Genomic DNA, 21,254 nt, shown 5'->3' with positions numbered 1-21,254 from the left:
CGCGTGACGATCAGCAGGGAGTTCGCGGCATGAAACGTGCGGTGGCCACGCGGAGGCCGCGCCCCGGATGGTCGCGCCTCCGACGGACCAGGCGCGCGGCGGTGTGCTGGGCGGCGGCGCTGCCCCTGATGCTGTCGGCGTGTGTTCCGGGCAGCGACGCCGGGGCGGACGCGAACGACGGGGCGAGGAACCCGACCGGAGCCCCCGACCCGGCGAAGGACCTGAACGCGAAGCTCCCCCCGAACTTCCTTCTCGACAAAGGCTGGTCCGTCGACGAGACGAACCGGGTGTTCGCGGTCGCGCAGTACAACGACCTCGTCCTCGACGTCTACGCGCTGGGCAACAGCGCCGAATCGGCGCGCGCCGAGGACACCGAGGCGTCCCGTACCGCGACACCCGACGCCTCGGGTGCGCCGGAGTCGGACGCCTCATCCGAGTCGAGCGCGTCGCCGTCGGCGAGTTCGGCCGGCGCGAACTCCGTGCTGATCGCCCGGAACGCGGCGGACGGCAACGTCGTGTGGTCGTCCGCGCCGCTGCGCCGCATCGTCACCGAGCGCCCGCCCACGCTGAGTGTCGTGGAGACCAAGCGGGGGCCGTACATCGTGGTCGTGCGCGCGGGCGGCCTCCCCGCGAACGGCGTCGCGCGCGCGCAACAGCTCGTCGTCGCCGACTCGTTCCCGATCGCCGCGACCGGTACAGACCGGCCCCCGACCCGGCACGTGGAGCACGTCGTGGACGCCTCCCCGAGCGAAATGCTGATCGCCGTCGGCGAGGGCGGTGTCCTGATCGCGGGAGCGCCGTCGGAGTCCGGCGGGCAGACTCCGTCCGTCATCTGGGACCCGCTGGGCGGCGCGTTGACCCCGGCACCCGCCCCGGCCACGCGCAGACTGCCCGACTGCACGTCGGACGACGACGACTGCGACGTCCGGGAGAAGCACTTGCTCCCCACCGTGGCGGGACTGCTGTTCCGCGAAGAGAGCGTCGGCCGGTCCGGCGACGAGAAAATGCGCTTCGGGGTCTCGGGCCGCTGGGACAGCAGCCGGGTGGCGCCGCCGGGCCGGACGGAGAGCGTCATTCTGGGCGTCACCAGGACCGCGGTCGTGGCCGCGTGGCGGGCCGGTGAGGACCAACCGGTGCTGTACTCCGTCCACGACGTGAACACCGGGGAGATCCTGGCGTCCGCCGAATGCCTCGGGACGACGCCCGACGCTGCGGACGCGGCGCAATCGGTCTTCGACGGCGACACCGACGCGGCGGGCCTCACCACGAAGGTCCGGGTCTCGGCCTCCGGGCGCTATCTGGTCGTGAACTCGTTCGTCGCCGATCTCTCCGGCCGCACGGCGACGTGCTTCACGGGCGACCGCGAGAACCGCTCGGTCACGCTCACGTCCGTGGACGACGCGGGCATCGCGTACGGGCGTCTGCTGGACGACGACGACGATGTCGCCGACTACGCCTCGGTCGACACGCGGCGCGGGAAGGTCGACGCCCTCCCCGTCGGGACGTCGGTGCCGGTCGCCGTGACGGCCTCGGGGGTCGGGGTCTTCCAGTTCGCCGACGAGAACGCCTCGGACCGCAACAGCGTCGTCGTCGCCGCGCCGCCGTCAGGCCCGGCACCCGCACCCGCACCGCCGCCGTGACCGCGGCGGCCCCGCGGCCCCGCAGACTCGCCGACGAGACCGACGAGACCGGCGCGTTCGGGAGTCGGGCCGGTCACCCGCCCCTGCGGAGCATCTTGCGCAGCCCCAAGGCGACCTGCTGCCCCATCCGCTCCCATCGGCTTCGCTCGCCGGACGGGGTGCTATTGACGGCCCCGCTGCGCCGCGGGGCCTGAGGGACGTCGACGCTGAGGCGGTGGGCGGCCTGCTGTGCGGCGCGGGTCTCCCGGGCTTGCGGGGAGGACAGGGTCCCCTTCGCCGCTCCCGTGCGCCGGGGGCCTCGCAGGCCCGCGGAGGCGAACCGCGCGGTCCGTTCCGCCGGGCTCGGGGCCTTCGCGGCCCGCGACGCGCCAGGGTCCGTCTTGGCCGACGTGGCGCCCTTGTCCGCGTCCAGACCGGCGGCGCTGCGCGGGGTGCCCGTGCTCGGGTTCGGCGCCGGGTGCGTCTTGGAGGCCGTCATGCCCTTGTCCGCGCCGAGCCCCGCCGCCCCGGCGGACCGCGAACCCCGCGCCTGCTCCACGCCCGTACCTCTCCCGTCGCCGGAACTACTGAACCTCATCTGGTATTCGGACCATCTGCGCACGCTCTCGCCGGCGTACTGATTCCCGGTCGATCGCGCGGCGAGGTTCGCCGCGTACTCATTGGCGCCCTTGACCAGTCGCGCGGCGATGTTGTCGATGTCCCGCTGATTGGCAGCCGCCGCAGCCGCCATCTGCTCCTTGGGGGTCAAGCTCCCTTGCGGCGGGCTCAGGCGCCGGGCTTCCTCCGCGGCCCTCCGCGCGGCGCGTTCGTAAACAGTCTCCTGCGATCGCCCCGACTCCCGCTTCGGCTGAGCGGGAGCGGGAGCGGACGGGGGCTGGACAGGGGCGTTCACCCCGGACGCCGACGACTTCGCCAGGCTCGGTCCCGGGGCCGGCGCCTGCTCGACGGCCGGGGCGGGCGGCGGGGAAGGAGGGGGCGGAGGGGGCGCCGGAGCAGGCCGCGCCGCCGGTGGACCGGAGCCGGAGGGAGTGGTGTCGGCCATGCTCCTCCCTCATCCACAAGGAGGCGGAACGTACTGACTCATTATCAACTCTGCGGCGCGTTCGGGGAGATCGCGTGACGCCCGTCACTTCGTCGACAGATACCCCGCGCCGTGCCCGGAAACCCCGCCGAGTTCCCTCATGCACAGCGAACGAAATAGGGGAGATCCCCGGGGACTTCCTCCCTCTTCCCTCGCTGTGTCCCAAAGCCGCGCCGCATGGCGCGTGGGCGGGATAGCTTCCCCGGCAAGGCCGCGATCAAGCTGGGGGCGGTACCCGGCTCAAGGTTTCACGTGGGCCGGTGGGATTTCAGGAGGGGCTCGGCTGATGAGACTTCGCCACGGAGAGCGGGCCCAAGGGCTGGCCGCACGGCTCCGGAGCGCGTTCCGTCCCGGACGCGGCGGCAAGACGACGGCGGTGGCGCTCGGCGCCGCGGGATCGCTCGTCGCCGGCATCGTCGTGGCCGGAATCGGGACGGCCGGCGCCGGGCCCGATCTCTCGGATGTCGGGGCCTGGCTCGCGAACGACTCCAAGAGCAGCATCACGCATGTCAACGGCCTCACCGGCCAGGTCGACGGCCGCGTGAAGCTGCCCGCGGGCAACAACACGCAGTTGCAGGTCAGCGACGACGGCAAGACCGTTCTCGTGCTCGACGAGTCGACGGGCATCCTGAGCCGCATCGACGCGGCGCAGCTCACCGTCCCGCAGACGTACGACTACGCCGCCGCGGGCCTGCAGATCGCGTCGGGCGGCGGCAAGGCGTGGATGGTCGACTCCGCCAACGGCACGGTGACCGCGATCGACCCGGTGTCGCTGGCGCCCCTGGGCGCGCCCATGGACCTCGGCGGCAAGCCCCTCGGCCAGGTCCAGGCCGACCCGTCGGGCACGTTGTGGGTGCCGATCACGTCGCTGGGCCAGGTCGTCCCCGTCAACGGCGCTCAGGTCGGCGCGCCGATCAAGGTCGCGGAGCCGGGCGGCGCGCTGCTGCTGACGCTGGCCTCGGGCCGTCCGGTGGTCACCGACGTGCGCGGCGGCCGGGTGGTGGTTGTGTCCGGCACCGGCATCGAGCGGACGGTGGAGCTGCCGACCGAGATGGCGCAGGGGCAGCCCGACAAGCTGCTCTCGCCGGGGCTCAGCGAGGGCCCGCTCGTCCCGGTGCTGGCGTCGGACACGGGCACGCTGACGCTGGTCGACATCGACAGCGGCTCGGTGAACGCGGTGCCCCTCACGGTCGAGCAGCACGAGTACGCGGCGCCGCAGGTGCTCGGCGCCCGGGTCTACGTCCCGGACCGCACGAGCGGCAACCTCCTCGTCTACAACACGGTCCAGGCGCAGTTCGAGGAGCAGGTGAAGGTGACCGGCAAGGCCGGGCCACTGGAGACGCACGTGCGCGACGGCCTGCTGTGGGTCAACGACGCGCGGAACGCGACCGCCGCCGTGGTCAACGTGCAGGGTCAGATCCACCTGATCGACAAGTACGACGTCGACCCGAGCCCCGGGACGGGCAACGGCTCCGTGGTCCCGACGCCGGCCAAGAGCGTTCCGGAGGGCGGCGTGAGCGAGTCGCCCTCGGCCTCCGACTCCCCGTCCGGCGCCCCGACCGACACGTCGGCGCCGCCGTCGGGCGGCACGGACGGCAAGGAGCCCGGGGGCGACCCCGTGCCCGACGACCCGGCTCCCGGCGACCAGGGCGACGGCGGTCTCGACCTCCCGGTGATCCCGCCGGTGGAGATCCCGGACTCGCGTGCGGACAATGGCAATCAGGGCAACGGCAGTCAGGGCAACAGCAACGGCAACAGCGGCGGCGGCAACACGCAGCCGACGCCGGATCCCGAGCCGACGCGGCCGTCGCAGCCGCCGGCCGAGACCCGGGACCCGGTGATCCCGCCGGTGATCCCGCCGATCACGCCGCCGTGGACGCCGCCCGCGAGCAGCCCGCCGCCGGCCGACACGCCCCCGCCCGCCGACACCCCGCCGCCCCCGGCGTCCACGTCTCCGCCTGCGGTCACCACGCCGCCCGCGGAGACCACGACCCCGCCGGCGACCTCGCCCAAGCCCACGACGTCGTCGCCGAAACCGACGACGTCGTCCCCCAAGCCGACCACGACCTCGCCCAAGCCCACGACGTCGTCCCCGAAACCGACGACGTCGAAGCCGACGACGCCGCCGATGAAGCCGGCGGGCACGCCGACGGCCAAGTCGGGTTCGGGCAAGATCACGCTGACGTTCCAGCCCGCGTCGGGGGCGACGCCCACGCGCTACCGCGTCGGCGGGATCGGCGCCGGGATGAGTGTGGCGCCCGCGAGCGTGCCGGCGACCGGTCCGTTCATGTTCACGGTCACCGGCGGGTCGTGCGAGAAGGAGTACAAGTTCTACATCATCGCCGAGTACCCCGGCGCCGTGATGAACTCCAAGGCGTCGACCGGGGTTCGGCCGTGTGTTGCGGCGGGCAAGCCGACCAACCTCCAGGCCGAGACGGCGTCCGGCGGCAAGGCCAAGGTGTCGTGGAAGGCGCCGACGAACACGGCCGGGGAGAAGGTGACGTACACCGGTTCGTGGTCCGTCAAGGCGACTTCGTCGTCCACCGCCAAGGCGGCGGCCCCGGGCGCGGAGCAACCGACGGTGACCCCGGCGCTGTTCGGGGAGTTGGTCGCGGAACCGCCCGCGGAGAACTTCCCGACGGTGGCCGACGGCACGAACGCCGCGGCGGTCGCCGCGGCCAAGTCCGGGAGTTGGACGACCACCAACCTGTCCGTCACGCTCTCCGTCAACGGCGTGAGCGGGTCGTACACGTTCAAGGTCACCGCCAAGAACAGCGCGGGGACGACGTCGTCCAGCACGGCGACGCTCTCGATCACGCTGGCGTACGGCAAGATCACGTCCACCTCCCTCGACGTGCCTCCCGAGACAGCGGGGTCGGCACCGTACCCGCCGACGCCCGCCCCCGCCTCGCCGGACCACGACCGGGCCGGCACGGTCGCACTCGGCCCGCTCGTGGCACCGACCCGGCGCACCGTTCCGGCCGTCTGACCACGCGGCCGACCGGCAGCCGTACGGGTGCCCCGCCTCCCGGGGCGCCCGTACGGAGCACCGCGCACCGCGGCCACCGAACCGCGACCGCCCGGCCCCCGGACGGCGGGCCCATCCACGGAACCTTCAGGAGAACCGTGAGCACCACTCCGACCGCCGCGCCCAACTCGGGTGCGGCCCAGACTCCTTCCGTCGCGTACCACGCGCCCGACGCGCTCCGCCTGTTCCGCGAGTGCTTCACCGCGCTGGGCGACAACATCGAGCGGGTGGTCGTGGGCAAGCGCGAGGTCGTCGACCTCACGCTCACGTGCCTGTTCGCGGAGGGGCACCTACTGGTCGAGGATGTCCCCGGCACCGGGAAGACGACTTTGGCACGCGCGCTCGCGGCGTCGCTCGACGCGTCGTGGCAGCGCATCCAGTTCACCCCCGACCTGCTGCCGTCCGACATCACCGGTGTGTCGATGTTCCGGCAGACCACCAACACCTTCGAGTTCCTGCCCGGCCCGGTGTTCGCGAACGTCGTGATCGGCGACGAGATCAACCGGGCGTCGCCCAAGACGCAGTCGGCGATGCTCGAGGTGATGGAGGAGGGGCGCGTCACGGTGGACGGTGCGCCGCACTCCGTCCCGCGCCCGTTCGTGGTGGTCGCGACGCAGAACCCCGTCGACATGTCGGGGACGTACCCGCTGCCCGAGGCGCAGTTGGACCGCTTCCTGATGCGCGTCACGGTCGGCTACCCCGACACCCGCTCGGAGGTCTCGGTCGCCGCGGGCAACGCGGGCGCGCCGAGTATCGACACGCTCCCGGCGATCGCCGCGGCGCACCACATCGACGAGTTCGTGCAGGTGGTACGCCAGCGCGTGGCCGCCGCCGACGCCGTCGTGGAGTACGCGGTCCGGATCGCGCAGGCCACCCGCTCGTCGCCGTACACCCGCCTCGGCGCCGGGCCGCGCGGCAGCGTCGCACTCGTCCGGGCGGCCAAGGTGCGGGCGGCCTCGCAGGAGCGCGCGCATCTGCTGCCCGAGGACATCAAGGCGCTCGCCGGGCCGGTCCTGACGCACCGCCTGCTGCTCTCCCCCGACGCCGAACTCGCCGGGTGGACCGGGGAGTCGGTGCTCACCGAAATCCTCGCGAACGTGCCCGCCCCCACACCCGGCGGCCCGGCGAAGGCCCGCAGTTGAGCAGCGGCCCGCCGCCGAGGGAGGACCCCGGGGAGTTCACGTACGGGGCCGACGCGCCGACCCTGCACTCGGGGCTGTCCGCCAAGGGGCGCGGCGCCAAAGGGGGGCGGCGCCCGAGTGCGGCGCCGGCGGCACCGCGGGCGGCACGTCCGGCCCCCGCGCCCGCTCCGCAGGTTCCGGCCGCACGCCGCGCCCCGGCCGCGCCGGGCCCGACCACACCGCCCCCGGCCCCGCCCGCACCCACGCCGCCCCCGCCCACCGGCGCGCCCGTCGCGTGGCTGCCGCCTCCCGGCGCGGCCCAGGACGGCTCCCCCGAACCTCCCCCGGGCGGCCCGGCGGCGGGCGCGCGGTCGCCGCTGCGCCTGCCGCGCACCGTCTCGCTCGGCGACATCGGAGCGAACCCGCCTCCCACGCCCTCGACATCGCGCCTGACCCCCTCCGGCCGCGCGGTCCTCGCCACCGGCGCCGTGCTCTGCGGGCTCGGCTGGGGACTCGGCTACACCGAGGCCGTGGCCCTGGGGATCGCGTCGCTCGCCGCCGTGGTCGTCGCCCTCGCGTGGACGCACTCGGTGCCGGTTCTGGAGGCACGGCGCGAGATCGTCCCCGCACGGGTCTCGCGCGGTGAGACGGCGCAGGGCGTCGTCGTCCTGTTCAACAACGGCTCGCGCACGCTGCGCGGCCTGCGCGCCGAGGACCGGGTCGCCGGCAAGCCCGTCTTCCCCGTCGACCTGCCGCCGGTCGCGCCGGGTACCGAGATCCGGGCGCGCTACCGCCTGCCGACCCAGCGCCGCGGCGGCGTCGAGGTCGGCCCGATGGTGCTGGTCCGCAGCGACCCGCTCGGCCTGACCCGGCGCGTCCGCGAATGCGGCTCGGTCGAGACGCTGATGGTCCACCCCAAGACCGTCCCGCTGCCGGTGCTCCCGGCCGGCCGGACGCACCACCTGGAGGGGCCCAACTCCGATACGGCGGACGACGGCACGCTGACGTTCCACTCGCTGCGCGAATACGTGCTGGGCGACGACCTTCGGCGCGTGCACTGGCGTTCCACGGCCCGCAGCGGGCGGCTGATGGTGCGGCGCATGATCGACGTGAGCCTGCCCACGACCACGGTCGTCCTCGACACGTCGCGCGACTCGTACCGCGACCCGGAGGCCTTCGAGACCGCGGTCGACGTCGCCGCCTCCGTCGCGGAGTCGGCCGCCCGGAACCACTTCCCGGTGCGCGTCCTCACCGCCGCCGGCGTCCTGCCGCTCGCGGAGGGCCACGACCAGGGCGTGGACCACGTTCTGGACCGCCTGGCGTCGGTCGACCCCGAGCACGACCGCACGCTGTCCGAAGCCCTCGACGTGCTGGAGCGGCTGCGCGACGGCGACACCCTCGTGGTCGTCAGCGGCGGCGAACAACCGCTGCCCGCCGAGCGGTTGGCCCGGCTCAACCGCAGGTTCGACCGCATGCTCGTGGTCACCTCGGGCAGCGGGACCGCCGTCGAGGCGGCCGTCGGGCTGCCCCGGATCGCCGTCGACCGGGTCGAGGACCTGGACACCGCCTGGCGCCGCGAGGTGATGCGATGACCTCCGTGAACACCGCGTCGCCGCACGCCCCGTGGACACCTCCGGCGCCGCGGCCCGAGGCCCCGCGCCCCGCCCCGGCCGCCGGATCCCCCGCCTTCGTGACGCCGTCCCCGCAGGCCCGGCCCGGCGAACCGAAACGGCGCGGCACCACGCGGTCGAAGACCCCGCAGCAGCTGCGACTGCGGCGCCTGCAATGGTCGTTGGTGCCGGTCGCCGGGCTGGCCGCGGCCGTGGGGGTCGCGTACCACCGGGTCTTCGCCGCGAAGAGCGTGCTGCCGGTGGTCGCCGTCGCGGCGGTCGCACCGGTCCTGCTGGTCCTCGCGTGGTCCGGCATGGGACGCATGGACCGCCCGGCCCGCCGACCGCGCCCGCTCCTCGGCTCGCTCGCGTTCGGCGCGCTCGGCTGGCTGGTGGCGGTGACCGCGACGCTCTACCGCGACCACGCGACCGCCGGCGTGCTGCCGGGGCCCGCGCTGCTGCGGCGGATCGGCGGCGACGTGATCGACGCACCGCGCGGCGTCCTCACCACGGTGCTGCCCGCACCCGGCGACGCCGAGCTGCTGGTGCTGGTGTCGCTGAGCGTGTGGCTCGCCGGCTACGCGGGTGCCGAACTGGCGCTGCGCACCACCTCGGTGGTGCTGCCCGCGCTGCCGGGGCTGCTGCTCCTGGCCGTTCCGGTGGTGCTGTCGACCGGGGCCCCCGGCGGCAACACGGCGACGGTCGCGCTGGCCGTCGGCGCGACGGTGCTGCTCATGGTGTGCCGGGCGCCGGGCCGCCGCACTCCCGTGCGCACGCTGACCGCGGGCCTGCCGCTGATGCTGGTGCTCGCGGTCCTCGCGGCGTTCGTCGGGCCGCACCTGCCCGGCGTGGGCTCGCCGCCGGACCTCCGCGACCGGGTCAGCCCCCCGCCCCCGGTGCGCCTGGTCGGCGCGAACCCGCTCGACCGCATCTCCGCCTGGCTTCTGACGCCCGATCAGCCGCTGTTCACGGTGCAGGGCCCCGCGCCCGAGAACCGCTACTGGCGGCTGGCCGTCATGGACCGGTACGACGGCGTCTCGTGGTACCCGACCACCGAACTCCGGCCCACCGGCGGCCGGGTGCCGGTCGCCGAGGGCGTGGACGACCAGGGGTCCCGCACGAAGATGCGGGTGACGCTGGACAAGCTCGACGGGGTCTGGCTGCCCGCCGCCGACCGGCCCGACCAGGTGTCGCTGCCGGGCGACATGGACCTCGCGGTCGACCCGGCGAGCGGCGTGCTCGCCACCGGCGACCCCCTGCGTTCCGGGCTGTCGTACGAAGTCGTCTCGCGGGTCAAGGAGTTCGACCCCGACACGCTGCAATTCCTGGCCGCCGTCGCGGATCCGGAGCACACCGAGCTGCCGGACCGGGACGCGTCGTCCGAACCCATCCCGGACGTCGACGAGTTCCGGCGTATCGCGGCGGAGGCGACGACGGGGGCGACGTTCCCGTACCAGCAGGCGCTGCGCCTGGCCGACTGGCTGCGCAGGACCCAGCGGTACGACATCACCGCCGTCCCCGGGCACTCGTACCGCAACCTGCGGTTCTTCCTCGAATCGAGCAAGGAGGGCACGTCCGAGCAGTTCGCCGCGGCGTTCGCCGTCCTCGCACGCGCGCTGGGCCTGCCGAGCCGGGTCGTCGTGGGCTTCTCGCGCGGCACGCAGACGGCCGCGGACACCTGGCGGGTCGACAGCGGCGATGTCGTCGCCTGGCCCGAGGTCGAGTTCGCGGGCGTCGGGTGGGTGCCGTTCTTCCCGACGCCGGGCGAGGCCGGGCGGTCCGGGAACACCAAGACCGATCCCGGGAACGCGCCGCCCGCGGCCCCGCAGGCTCCCCCGGCGGCTCCCGAGGCGGCCGAGCAGTCCCGCGCGGCGAAGGACCAGGAGATCATCGACCAGGTGCGTCCCCCGGCCGCCGCGGGCCAGAAGCCGGACACCGGCGACGACGGCCCGGCGGTGTGGTGGTGGGCCGTCCCGGGCGCACTCGCGCTGCTGTTCGCCTCCGGGCACCTCGGACTCGCGTGGGCGGCGCCGGGCATCGTCCGGCGGCGACGCCGACGCGGCCCGCCCGACCGCCGGGTCTACGGGGCGTGGCGGCACATCGCCGACCGGCTCGCCGAGGTCGGCATGGCCCGCACCGGGGCCCTGACGGCGCGTGAGGTCGCGGAGTTCGGCGAGGAACGCCTCCCGGAGCCCACGGGTACGCGTCTGCACGACCTCGCGGACGTGGTGAACGGCCTGGCCTACGCCGGGGGTACCGCCGACACCGCGGCGGCCGACGAGGCGTGGCGGACCGCCGCGGAGGTCGACAAGGCGGTCCGCGAGTCCGAGGCCAGGCCGCGGCTGAGGGCCAGGGTGCGGTCCCGGCTGTCGTTCCGGCGGTTGAGGGACGCGTTGCGCGGAGAGGGCGGCTGATGAGGGCGACGACGAGGCCGGCCACCGGGCCGACCGCCGGATCGACAACCGGGCCGACCTCTCGGCCGACCACGACGGAATCGGAGTTCATGCCTGCTCTCGGGTCTCCCGGGGATATTGATCCCCGCGGTCTGGAACTACCGGAATTCAGCCTGCCCTTGTGGTGGGACGCGGCCTCCGACGGCGCCGGCGCGGAAGCGTCCGCCGCCGTCGACTTGGGCAAAACCCCGCCCCCCGCGGCGTGGGACGAACCACCGGTCGGCGCGGCGACTTTCCCGTCGGCGGGGACTCCGGGCGCGGCGGCGGAAAAACCCGTTGTTTCGCCCGGCACGCCGACGCCGGAGACCGCGTACACTCCCGCGGCGGAACCGGAAGCCGCACTGGGGTGGGATTTCGAACAGCCGGAGAACGGGCCGTTCGTCTGGGAGGACGCCCCGCGGCGCCGGCCGCTGTGGCTGCCCGTCGGCATCGGTGTGCTCTTCCTCGCCCTGGCGGTCGTCGCGGCGCTGATCCTCACGCGCGAGGACAAGAAGCCCGAGCCTCCGCCGCCGGCCCCCGCGCCGCCCGCGGTGGCCACACCGATCAGCCCGGAGAAGCTGGCCGAGTACCAGCCGCAGCAGGTCGTCGCGCTGCCGTTCGAGGGCCGGCTCCAGGTGACCTGGGAGGCCCCGCTGACGACCGACGGCATCTACGGCTACATGGTCATCGCGCAGACGCCCGCCGGCGAGCAGGTCTCCCCGGCCCCGGTGCTGGTCAAGTCCAACGAGCGCTTCACGGTATTCACCGGCCAGGCCGCCGTGCCGGGCACCTGCGTCGTCGTCACCACCCTGGTGAGCGGGCAGCCCTCGATGTCGCTCGCGAAGGGCGACGCGGTGTGCCCCGGGGCCGCGCCGGAGGCGTCCGCCGACGGGTCGTCGGAGAACCCGCAGGGTGCCGCGCCCGGAACGCCGCAAGCCGTCGCGGTCCCGGACTCCCCCTGAGCACCGTGGTGGCGGGCGCGACCGCCGCGCCCGCCACCACGAGCCGGTGCGAACGGATTGTGCGGCGCATGCCACGGACGAGCGGGACGACGCCGGTCGCGTCCGTGACGCGTGGGGGCGCCCGCCGGACGCGCCGAGCCCCGGGGGCCGGCTCCCCGCCGCTTCGTCAGGAGCCGACCGTGCCGCCGGTCAGCAGTTGCGCGAGGTCCGTACGCATCCGGAGCACCGGCTTCGGCAGACGCGGGTACACGGGCACCTCGCCCAGGCGCAGCGACTCGATCCACGGCACCGTCCACACGTGCGGAAACCCGCCCGCGACGAGAGTCAGCAGGTCGGCCAGCGGCTTGGGCGGCTTGCCGGGGGCGTCCGCGACCGCCGCGAACCCGAGCAGCACGACGCTCGGCACGACACCCGAAGCCCACTGCCGGCACGCGAGTTGCGCGGCGCGCAGGCCGTGGGCGTTGGCCCGGGCGACCAGGATCACGCGGGTCGGGCCGTCGGGCGCGACCGGCCATCCCCGTCCGCCGTCGGCGCCTCCCGGCATGAGCGCGTCGAGGGTGTCGACACCCGCGCCGCCGTGGCAGCCGACCCACCACCACGGGGGGTTGGCGCGTACCGGACCGGAGTCCCAGACGGGCAGTCCGCCGGAGTCCGGTCGGGGCACGACGCCGCCCTGCGGCTCACGCGGACCGAACACTCCCGTGGAACGCGCCGGTTGGGGTTCCTCGGCCACCGGCTCGGGTTCCGACGGAGACGAGAGCCAGGGGTTCGTCATGTCGAACTCACCTTGCCTCCAGGTAGTGCGCACGGAAGCGCGGGGAGTGTCGATATGCCCGGCATCCGGCGAGGAACACCTTCGAACACATTTTCACGGACCGTCAAGTATCGCCGAACTCGGCCGCGTGGTCGGGACGTTTCTGTTTCGTTGTGCACAGCGGATTCCGTCCGCGATGCGCGATTGCTCGGCAGGAATGCGCGACACCTTTGCCCGCGCGCTGAACCCAAGCGTATACAGGAAAGCGAAAAGCCGGTGTGCCACCGGAACTTGGGCGGTCGTCCGCGATTCGCCCGGCCGCGTCCACGGCGTTCTCGCGCCCGCTCTGTAGCCCCCGCCCCCGAAGGAGCCTCCCGTGACCGAAATCGGGGATGTGCCCGGCTGGCCCGTGCTCACCATCGAACTGTCCGGCAGCGCGGTGCGCGTCGACGGCGAGGACGTGCACGTGGCGGCGGGCGGTGACCCGAGGGCGGCGGCCATCGGCACGGCCGCGCTGACCGCGCGCACGCTGGGGCGTCCGGTCCGGGTGGAGGCGATCGAGGAGGACGGGACGGTCTATCCGCTCATCGTCACCCCGGACGCGACGGCGACCGAGGCGGGGCCGCCGATTCCGCCGCAGGGCGGCCGGCGCAAGCAGCGGCAGAAGCGGTCGTCGGCCGGGGGCGGGCAACCCCGGGGGCGCCTCCGCTCGTCGATCCTCGGCTCGCGCCGGGCGTCGGGGGCGGCGCAGCGGGGCCCGGAGCCGGCCGCTCCGATGCCTTCGGGCGCGGTGCCGCTGCCGCCCCACGACGAGGCGGCCGAGGCTCCGGACGACGCCGCGCGGTACGCCGCGCCGCCGTTCGAGGCGCCTTTCGAGGGCCCGTTCGAGGCGCCGTACGCGGCCCCGGACGTGTCGGCACCGGGCGCCGACGACCTGTCGTGGCGCGCGCTGGAGAGCGAACTCCCCACTCCGCCACCCCCGACGGGAGTGGCGTTCCCGGCCCCACCACCGCCCGGCGCCACCGTCCCGGCCCCACCACCGGCCCCGACGCCGCCGTCCGCCCCGATACCCGCCTTCGCCCCGGAACCGCCGGACACACCGATCACGGCAGCACACGCCGCCGCACCCCCCACGGCGCCGGAGGTCGAGCCCACGACACAGCCCCCGGCCCCCCGCCCGGCCCCGCGCGCGACGGAGTCACTTGCCGCGCCCGCCCCTTCGGCACCTGCCCCGGCACCTGTCGCCGAGCCTCCCGCTCCGACGTCTCGCCCCGCCGCGCACGTTCCGGAGGTCGAGCCCACCGCGCAACCCCCGGTTCCCCGCCCGGCCGCGCGCGTGGCGGAAGCACCTGCCGCGCCCGCCCCTTCGGCACCGCCCCCGACGCCTGCCCCGGAGTTTCCCGGGCCGACACCTCACCCCGCCGCGCACGTTCCCTCACCCCCCGCGCGGGCTCCCCACCCCGCGCCGACGTCGAGCGAACCTTCCACTCCCGCCCCGGCACCGACCGCCGCGCGCACCGTGGATCCCGTCCCGGCGCCGCCGGTCGCGCCCACCGCGCAACCTGCCGCACCGACCGCCGAGTCCGTCCCACTCGACGCCGAACCCCCGATCGCGACCGCTCCCCCGGCACCGACCGCCGCACGCGCCGTGGAACCGGTCCCGGCGCCGCCGGTCGCGTCCGTCGCTCCGGAAGCCGAGCGCGCCGCGGCCACCACCGACTCCGCCGCGGTGGCCGCTCCTTCGGTACCCGCTCCCGCCTCGGAGCCCGCGCCCGAACCCGCCGCGCGGCCCGCACGGGCGAACACGGCGCCGATACCCGCGCCCCAGCCCGAACCCGCGCCCGCGCCCGCGCCCGTCGCGCAAACCCCCGAACCGGACCCGCCGGTCGCGTCCCGCCCGGTGCCGTCCCCTCCGGTCCCCCCGGCCGCGCCCGCCGCGCCGTCCACGGCCGCACCGGTCGCCGAACCCCCCGCGCCGCCGCGTGCCGCTCCCGCGCCACCGGCCCCCGCGAGCCCGCCGGACGTCCCCCCGGCAGCCGCCGAGCCCGTGGTCGCCTCGGACATGGCCGCGACCGCGGCGCCCGAGCGGTCCGCCCCGCCGCCGCGGCCCGCGGAGTCGCCGTTCGCGGCGCAGCCGCCCCGTGGTTCGGTCACGACCGGAACCGTCGGGAGCGGGCGGCCCGTCGAGAAGCCCGGCCCGCCCCCGCCGCCGCGGCGCGACCCGGTGGTGACGCCGGGGTGGCAGCCGCCCTCGTCGTCCGCGCCGCCCGCAGCCTCCGCGCCCTCCGCGCCTTCCCCGGCCGCCGCGTCGGCTCCCCCGGCGACCGCCTACGCCGAGTTCACCGAGACCGCGCCCACCCCCGACGCCGAGCAGTCGACGCGGCTGCGGCAGATCCGCGCGGCGCTCGAAGGCGGCGAGACCGGCAAGGCGCTGGCCCTGGCCACCGCGCTCGACCAGGCGGCCGAGAGCCGCGGTGACGTGGCCGCCGCGATAGCGGCGCGTGAGGTGCGCGCCTACACCGCCCTGCGCGACGGATCAACCGCCGCCGCCGTGGAGTTGTTCGCCCAGGCGGCGATGACCCGGGCCGTACACGACCGCGAGGCGGGTGCCGACGGCGTCGTGTCGCAGCGGCGCTGGGCGTGGCGGCTGGCGCAGAACGCGCACTACTGCTGGCTCCAGGTCGCCGACGCGGAGATCGCGTACGAGCTGAGCCCCCACGTGCTCGGTGCCTATTCCGCGACGGGCACGCCGCAGACACCGGCCGCGCTGGCGGTGCGGCGGCGTCTGGACGCCCTGCGGGAGCAGTTGCTCATGACGTGACGGAACCCCGGTACCCCGCCCGCCAGGTGCGGCAGGCGACGAGATAGGAGGCCAAATGCCTGCGGGCGAACTCCTCGGGCGACCACGGGCCTTCGTGGCCGGTGAAGCCGTCGGGCGCGACGTACGACCACGCGTGGCCGCCGTCCGCGAGCGGAAGGCGCACGAGGTCGTACAGGTCGTCCTCGAAAGCGTCGAGGATGTCCCACTCGGCGTCGCCGAGCCCGACGAGCAGGTGCCCGCGGACGCGTCCGGTGCCCCGGGTCAGCACGGGGTAGACGCGGCCGGACACGGTCACCGCGCCGCGGCCGTCCACCGCCGCCGCGGTGTGCTCGGGAACACGGTCAAGCAGCGCGTCCAGAACCTCCGGGAACATCAGGCTCCCGTAGACGAACAGGCGATCCCGGTCCGCCGATCGGCGGGCCGCCCGGCCAGAGTTCCCCGAGTCGTCCGGGGGTGAGGGGGTCCCGGTACGCGGCATGCAGCACCTCCGTGATGGCGTCGCCGTCGGTCTCCGCGAGGCGGATGAACCAGTCGAAGCCCGCCGGGTACGCCCACAGATAGGAACGCAGACGGGGGTCGGCTCCCCGATCGGTGAGGAGGTCGGCGATATGGCGGTCGGTCCAGAACGGCACGCGCGACCGGGCGTGCGCCGCACACGTGCCCGCCGGCACCCCGGAGTTGATCGCCAAGTGCAGTTCGGAGCGGACAAGTTGCAGGTAGTGGTCGAGGCGCACCCGCGCGGCGAGCACGTCGTCCTCGGGCACCACGAACAGCGGCATGACCTGGGCGAGCCCTTCGAGCAGCACCTGCGTGGGCCCGTGCACCGACAGCAGCCGGACCCACGGCACCTCCTCGGCGGCGCAGCGGTGCGCGAACGCCGCGCATTGGAGGCCGTGGCCGAGGACTTCGTGCAGTGCGAACTGCCGGACGCCGACGCGGGTGAAGCGGGCGTTGCGCGCGTTGAGGCGCAGCCGCACCCGGCGCCCGGCGCCGTCGAGCCAGTACGACCAGTATTCGTCGATGTCGACGCGTTCGACGGTGAGTTCGTATGGGGCGTCGGTCCCGACGAGTTTGCGCACGCGCGGTTCGAACTCGGCCGTGGCGGCGCGGATCGCGTCGGGTGCCGCGTCGGCGTCGAGCCGCCCCTCGCGGGTGCGGAGCCCCTTCTCGGTGTCGGCGCCCCACGCGATGCCGAGCCGGTCGAGTTCGGCGCGGGCGACGTCGCCCCGGTATGCGACGTAGTCGCCGGGCCAGCCGGCGGCCGGGCAGCCCTGCGTCGCGCGGACGTACGCGTCGAGCCCGGCGCGTTCGCCGAGTCCGGCGCCGAGGTACGCGCGGTCGGCGGCGAGGCGTGCCGCGACATACGGTTCGGTGTCGGCGGAGACCTGGGCGGCCAGCGCGCCGAGGGCGTCGTACACCTGCAACCGGTCGGCGAGGGCGGGGGCTTCGGGGCCTCCGCGCCCCTGGGGGCGGCAGTCGAACTCGATGATCCCGGGGCCGCCGCGCTCGACCTCCAGCCGGTGCCAGGCGCGGATCACCGCCTCCAGCGCGTCACGCGCCTCCACGAACGACCTCCCAATGCAGGGTGACAAATTGATTGGGGCGAAGGTCTTCGCGGACCACTCCGATTCTGGCCTCGTCTCCGTCGTGCGACCAGTACACATCGTCGTCGACCGGGTGGGTCGCCCCGTCGGGATGTTCCTCGATCGCGGACCGGTCCACAAGCCGCATAACGCCGATCTGCCGCACCTCGACCTGGAGCCGCAGCGTGAACCGGGTGATCGCCTGGCGCCAATAGTGGGCGTCGACGAAGCGTCCGCCGCGGCAGGTGTAGGAGATCGTGGCACTGCCCATGGGCGGAACCGGGGGCGAGACGCGGCACGCGAATTTGGCGAGGGTGCCCGCGTCGTGGATGCGTTCGACGGCCACATTGTGGTCGGCCGAGGGAAGCGCCTCGATCACGAGGGGGCCCTCGCCGTGCTCGAACCACAGCTCGCGCGCGAAGCGCGTCAGCGGCCGGTCGGTGAGGTTGAGCACATGGTGGCGGTACGTCAGGTGCGACCAGCCGTCTTTGTCGACGTCGATCTCGATGCGCAGGTCGAGTTCGACGATGCTGTCGGCGAGGCGCGCGCGCAGCCCCGGGGGGACCGCGGCGGCGTCGGGCGGCGGGTCCGACTCCCAGGGGCGGGGGGCGAGTCCGAGGAGTTCGCCGGGTATGCGCAGGCCGTCGGCGACGCGTTCGACGACGTGCTGCTGGCGTACGCGGGCGCGCCCGCGCACGTAGTCGCCGACGCGGCTGGGGGTCATCTCGCACAACCGGGCCAGGCGGCTGAGGCTCATCCCAGCCTGCTCGCGCGCGATGGCGAAAATCGCGCCCACATCACGCTCGGCGCAGGCGCGCCGCATGTCCGGAGTCGCCAGAAGGGTTTCCGGCAGGGGGCCTTCGGGCCCCTGGTACGGCATGTCCCACCCCCAAAAATACGCAATGGCCCCAAAAGCCCCGTCACGGGCTTCCGGCAAGCCCGTTGTTACTCGTGAGTTTACTCGGGTCGGATAACCGGCTCGACCTTATTCAAGACCGTCATGGTTCCGATACTCGTCAACCGTACGGCGGTTCCCGGGTCTTCCCCAGGGTGCGGGTCCCTCGACGACTCCATCACAGGAACTTCGGATTCCCCCTCATCATTTGCGGCTTCTTCCCGTAGGCGCGGGCGACGACAGGAGAGATGGTGATCACCGGAAGTTCCGGCGGCGCCAAGAGGCGCCGGCCGCGGCGCCCCACCGGGCCGACGGGAGATGACATGGGACTCGCGCGTGATGCCGTCGCCGCGATCGACGGGCTGTCGGACGCCCTTCCCGATGCTGTGTCGTCGGTGGACCTCGCGCGCTGGGCGGCGAACCGTTTCGCGGAGGCGGTCCGGATCGTCGACGACGCCGAGCGCCGCCAGCGCCGGGCGGTGTGGGGGCTGCTTTGCGACGAACAGCCTTTGGCGGCGGCCACGATGGCCGACGCCATCGGCGCGCCGCTGCCCGACGTCGCGCGCGTGCTGGCGGTCGACTGCGACGACGCCGACACCGACGCGGTCGCCGCGGTGGTCCGCCGCACGGCCGGCCGGAGCGCGTGGATCGTGCGGGACGCGGACGACGAGACGCCGGTCGTCGTCCTGCTGGCGGTCGGGACGCACGCACCCGACGACGACAGCGCGGCCCGGCACCTCGCCCACGAGCTGACGACCCGTCACCCGCAGTGCCGGGTCGGCTCGTCGCCCGTGGTCGAACCGGGGCGCGTCGGGACGGCGTACGCCCAGGCCCGGCACGCACTGGCCGCCGCACGCGTGGCGGTCGGCGGGTACGCCCGCTTCCACGCGTGGCTGGACCCGGAGTTGCTGATCTCCCACCAGGCCGAGGCGTGGGCGCGCGGCGCGCTCGCACCCCTGACCCACCATCAGCCCCGGCGGCGCGGCGACCCCGACGCCGCCGAGCTGGTCGACACCCTCACCACGTGGCTCGCCGACCGCCGCTCGGCCGGGACGCGCCTGGGCATCCACCGCAACACCCTCAGCGGTCGGCTGAAATTGATCCAGGACGTCCTCGGCCGGAACCTGTACCGCGTCGGGGACCGCGCCGAACTGTCGCTCGCGCTGCGCGTGGCGTCGGTGTCGGACCTGTCGGCGCGGTGGGGCCGCGCGGATTCCGCCGAACTCCCCGAGCTGTCCGAGGTCTCGGGCATGCCCGGCCTGCCGGAGTTCACGGAACCGCGCGCCCCGGAAGCGGAACGCGTCCTCCCGGAAAGCGGCGTCGCGGAAGGCGGTCCCGCCACGAGCGCGACCACCGGTCTGCGGTTCTCCGCGAACCGGCTCGCGGAGCACGGCCCGTTCTCCGGCGGGGCGGGCACGGGCGGCTCCCCCTCGGACGCCCACCCGTCCCCCGACCGCCGGGAGCACGCCTCCGCGAACCCCCGGAACGGCGACGCCGGTTACGCGCGGGACCCGTTCCCGCCGGGCCGGTTCGACCGCCCGCCGCTCCCGCTCGACCTGCCGGTCCTGGAGAACTGGGCGTACGCCGGGCTCCGCACCCTCACCGGCGGCCCGGGCGGCGCGGACGCCCGTACGCTCCGCATCTGGCTCGCCCACGACGCACGTCTGTCGGCGACCGCCGAGGCCCTGGGCCTCACGGTGCCCGGCGCCCGCAAAAGGCTCACCCGCATCGGCGGCGTCCTCGGACTCGACCTGCTCCACGGGCCGACCGCGGAGGCCGACCTGTGGCTCGCGCTCCGGGTCGTCGACCGGCCGGGCAGCCCCCACAACCTTGCGGAAGACCGCCGCCGTGCCTCATGACCCCCGTACCGCGGCCCGCCCGCGGCCACTCCCGTCCCCCACCCGAGACCCCATGAAGTCCCTTCGAAACCCAGGCAGTTCCCCCGTGACCGGCCCCGCGAACGCCCCCGCGACACCTCCCGTGACACCCGCCGTCCCCGCGCAACGCCTCCCCCACGCGCACCACACCATGACCACCAGGCAGGAGTTCCCCATGCCCGCCACAACCCACGTTCGCCCCCTGCACGTCGCGCCCTCGTCCTCGCCGTCGTCCGCCGCGCCCGCCCCCGCCCGCACCCCGGTGGGGACAGGCTCCCGCGTCGCGGCCCCGCGGCGCCCCCAGCCGCCCGTCACCCGCGCCACCACCCCCGGCCCGGCGCAGCCCCCGACGCGGCTCACCCCCCAGCGCACCGCCCCCCTCCGCGCGAACAACGCCCCCGCCAACGGGCTCACCCCGCGCGGCCGGGTGCTCTACCAGGGCACCGAACCGCGCCTGATGCACCACGCCGTCGGCTCGCACGTCATCCCGCACCGCCTGCGCGTCCCCGGCACCGGTGCCGTGCGCGGCAAGCTGCGCGTGCTGCACCGCGGCGAGATCGCGCTCTACCAGATCGGCTACGGCACCCACGCCGAACTGCGGTTCGACACCCAGGCGCCGGTCTACCTCGTCCACCTGCTGCACTGCGGCGGCGGGCGGCTCACCGTCGACGGACGCGACGTCCCGATGTCCCCCGTGATCACCGGCCCCGGCCAGGAGGTCATCGCACGCTGGGCGCCCGACACCACCGCACTGGTGCTGCGCATCCCGCGCCGCGTCATCGACGCCGCGATCCGCCCGTACGCCGACGACACCTCCGAGAACGCGCCGCTGCGTTTCGAACCGGTCCTGGACACCGCCAACGAGGAGGTGCGCCAGTGGCTTTCGCTCGCGCACAGCTTCGGCGCGATGGTGGACTCCGGCCTGCTCACGCGCTCCCCCGACGCCGCCGCGCACTTCGAGCAGATGCTCGTCCACGGCCTGCTCGCCTGCCAGCCGCACACCCTCAGCGGCGGCGCGCTGCGCAGCGGCCCGGTCGGCGCACCGGTCGCGCTGCGCCGCGCGCTGGCGTTCTGCGAGGAGCACGCGTCGGAGCCGATCTCGGTCGCGGACATCGCCGCGGCGTCGCACATGAGCGTGCGCACGCTTCAGGAGAAGTTCCGGACCCACCTCGGCGTGACCCCGCTCGCCCACCTGCGCCACGTCCGGCTCGCGGGCGCGCACGCCGACCTGCTCGCGGTCGCGGAGGGGCGCAGCGACGACACCGTCACCGGCATCGCCCTGCGCTGGGGATTCAGCCACCTGGGCCGCTTCGGCTCGCTGTACCGGGCCGCGTACGGCCGGCTCCCCTCGCAGACCACCCGCTCCGGCGACGCCGACGTCTACCCGTTCCCCCGCGCCGCCACCGGCTGACGGGAGACAGCCCCACACGGCGGCGGGGTGCGCGGCCGA

The 21,254-nt window shown here is 74.8% G+C and carries 14 protein-coding genes; 9 read left to right on the top strand and 5 right to left on the bottom strand.

Going from position 1 to position 21,254, the window contains the following annotated elements; genetic code table 11:
• Positions 1 to 29 precede the first annotated feature (29 nt).
• Positions 30 to 1,640, top strand: a complete 1,611-nt coding sequence (locus LO772_RS22455; RefSeq protein ID WP_231773828.1) for a hypothetical protein — start codon at positions 30 to 32, stop codon at positions 1,638 to 1,640.
• A 73-nt stretch (positions 1,641 to 1,713) separates the two neighbouring features.
• Here the strand turns inward: LO772_RS22455 and LO772_RS22450 are convergent, their stop codons facing one another.
• The gene (locus LO772_RS22450; protein WP_231773827.1) at positions 1,714 to 2,388 is read right to left on the bottom strand and encodes a hypothetical protein; all 675 of its coding nucleotides are present in this window, start codon (positions 2,386 to 2,388) and stop codon (positions 1,714 to 1,716) included.
• A gap of 619 nt (positions 2,389 to 3,007) precedes the next feature.
• On the opposite strand from LO772_RS22450, the gene LO772_RS22445 reads away from it, so the two are divergent.
• The 5 genes from LO772_RS22445 to LO772_RS22425 all read left to right on the top strand — a co-directional run bounded on the left by LO772_RS22445 (position 3,008) and on the right by LO772_RS22425 (position 11,874).
• A complete protein-coding gene (locus LO772_RS22445) occupies positions 3,008 to 5,710 on the top strand; it encodes a YncE family protein (protein ID WP_231773826.1) in 2,703 nt (900 codons plus the stop codon).
• Positions 5,711 to 5,847: 137 nt separating this feature from the next.
• Positions 5,848 to 6,891, top strand: coding sequence for an AAA family ATPase (locus tag LO772_RS22440; protein WP_231773825.1), 1,044 nt, complete (start codon positions 5,848 to 5,850; stop codon positions 6,889 to 6,891).
• Positions 6,888 to 8,462, top strand: a complete 1,575-nt coding sequence (locus tag LO772_RS22435) for a DUF58 domain-containing protein (protein WP_231773824.1) — start codon at positions 6,888 to 6,890, stop codon at positions 8,460 to 8,462. Before LO772_RS22440 ends, LO772_RS22435 begins: the two co-directional genes overlap by 4 nt.
• Positions 8,459 to 10,894, top strand: coding sequence for a DUF3488 and transglutaminase-like domain-containing protein (locus tag LO772_RS22430; protein WP_231773823.1), 2,436 nt, complete (start codon positions 8,459 to 8,461; stop codon positions 10,892 to 10,894). Before LO772_RS22435 ends, LO772_RS22430 begins: the two co-directional genes overlap by 4 nt.
• Before the next feature lie 89 nt (positions 10,895 to 10,983).
• Complete coding sequence (locus LO772_RS22425) at positions 10,984 to 11,874, top strand: hypothetical protein (protein ID WP_231773822.1); 891 nt, start codon at positions 10,984 to 10,986, stop codon at positions 11,872 to 11,874.
• A gap of 166 nt (positions 11,875 to 12,040) precedes the next feature.
• On the opposite strand, the gene LO772_RS22420 is transcribed toward LO772_RS22425, so the two are convergent.
• A complete protein-coding gene (locus LO772_RS22420) occupies positions 12,041 to 12,649 on the bottom strand; it encodes a DUF6668 family protein (protein ID WP_231773821.1) in 609 nt (202 codons plus the stop codon).
• Between the two features lie 355 nt (positions 12,650 to 13,004).
• On the opposite strand from LO772_RS22420, the gene LO772_RS22415 reads away from it, so the two are divergent.
• The gene (locus LO772_RS22415) at positions 13,005 to 15,449 is read left to right on the top strand and encodes a hypothetical protein (protein WP_231779834.1); all 2,445 of its coding nucleotides are present in this window, start codon (positions 13,005 to 13,007) and stop codon (positions 15,447 to 15,449) included.
• On the opposite strand, the gene LO772_RS22410 is transcribed toward LO772_RS22415, so the two are convergent.
• From LO772_RS22410 to LO772_RS22400, 3 genes are read right to left on the bottom strand one after another with little or no spacing between them, the layout of a single operon-like run.
• Positions 15,439 to 15,822: a gamma-glutamylcyclotransferase family protein gene (locus tag LO772_RS22410; RefSeq protein WP_231773820.1), complete on the bottom strand. Its 384-nt coding sequence runs from the start codon at positions 15,820 to 15,822 to the stop codon at positions 15,439 to 15,441. The two genes, LO772_RS22415 and LO772_RS22410, sit on opposite strands and share 11 nt — an antisense overlap.
• A complete protein-coding gene (locus LO772_RS22405; protein WP_231773819.1) occupies positions 15,791 to 17,014 on the bottom strand; it encodes a hypothetical protein in 1,224 nt (407 codons plus the stop codon). The genes LO772_RS22410 and LO772_RS22405 overlap by 32 nt, the downstream gene beginning before the upstream one ends.
• Positions 17,001 to 17,912 (bottom strand): helix-turn-helix domain-containing protein, encoded by a 912-nt coding sequence (locus LO772_RS22400; RefSeq protein ID WP_231773818.1) that lies wholly within the window; start codon positions 17,910 to 17,912, stop codon positions 17,001 to 17,003. The genes LO772_RS22405 and LO772_RS22400 overlap by 14 nt, the downstream gene beginning before the upstream one ends.
• Positions 17,913 to 18,250: 338 nt before the next feature.
• On the opposite strand from LO772_RS22400, the gene LO772_RS22395 reads away from it, so the two are divergent.
• Together LO772_RS22395 and LO772_RS22390 are read left to right on the top strand one after the other, a co-directional pair.
• Positions 18,251 to 19,786, top strand: a complete 1,536-nt coding sequence (locus LO772_RS22395; protein ID WP_231773817.1) for a helix-turn-helix domain-containing protein — start codon at positions 18,251 to 18,253, stop codon at positions 19,784 to 19,786.
• Between the two features lie 193 nt (positions 19,787 to 19,979).
• Positions 19,980 to 21,215, top strand: a complete 1,236-nt coding sequence (locus LO772_RS22390; protein WP_231773816.1) for an AraC family transcriptional regulator — start codon at positions 19,980 to 19,982, stop codon at positions 21,213 to 21,215.
• The last annotated feature ends 39 nt before the right edge of the window (positions 21,216 to 21,254 follow it).

It is taken from the genome of Yinghuangia sp. ASG 101, from assembly GCF_021165735.1.
Classification (GTDB): domain Bacteria; phylum Actinomycetota; class Actinomycetes; order Streptomycetales; family Streptomycetaceae; genus Yinghuangia.
This window is presented reverse-complemented; position numbering and strand designations above follow the sequence as displayed.

Excerpts from the sequence above, each read along its gene's own strand:
- LO772_RS22420 (WP_231773821.1), bottom strand. The coding sequence starts at position 12,649 with ATGACGAACCCCTGGCTCTCGTCTCCGTCGGAACCCGAGCCGGTGGCC.
- LO772_RS22410 (WP_231773820.1), bottom strand. The coding sequence starts at position 15,822 with ATGTTCCCGGAGGTTCTGGACGCGCTGCTTGACCGTGTTCCCGAGCAC.
- LO772_RS22430 (WP_231773823.1), top strand. The coding sequence starts at position 8,459 with ATGACCTCCGTGAACACCGCGTCGCCGCACGCCCCGTGGACACCTCCG.
- LO772_RS22390 (WP_231773816.1), top strand. The coding sequence starts at position 19,980 with ATGCCCGCCACAACCCACGTTCGCCCCCTGCACGTCGCGCCCTCGTCC.
- LO772_RS22455 (WP_231773828.1), top strand. The coding sequence starts at position 30 with ATGAAACGTGCGGTGGCCACGCGGAGGCCGCGCCCCGGATGGTCGCGC.
- LO772_RS22395 (WP_231773817.1), top strand. The coding sequence starts at position 18,251 with ATGGGACTCGCGCGTGATGCCGTCGCCGCGATCGACGGGCTGTCGGAC.
- LO772_RS22400 (WP_231773818.1), bottom strand. The coding sequence starts at position 17,912 with ATGCCGTACCAGGGGCCCGAAGGCCCCCTGCCGGAAACCCTTCTGGCG.
- LO772_RS22425 (WP_231773822.1), top strand. The coding sequence starts at position 10,984 with ATGCCTGCTCTCGGGTCTCCCGGGGATATTGATCCCCGCGGTCTGGAA.
- LO772_RS22445 (WP_231773826.1), top strand. The coding sequence starts at position 3,008 with ATGAGACTTCGCCACGGAGAGCGGGCCCAAGGGCTGGCCGCACGGCTC.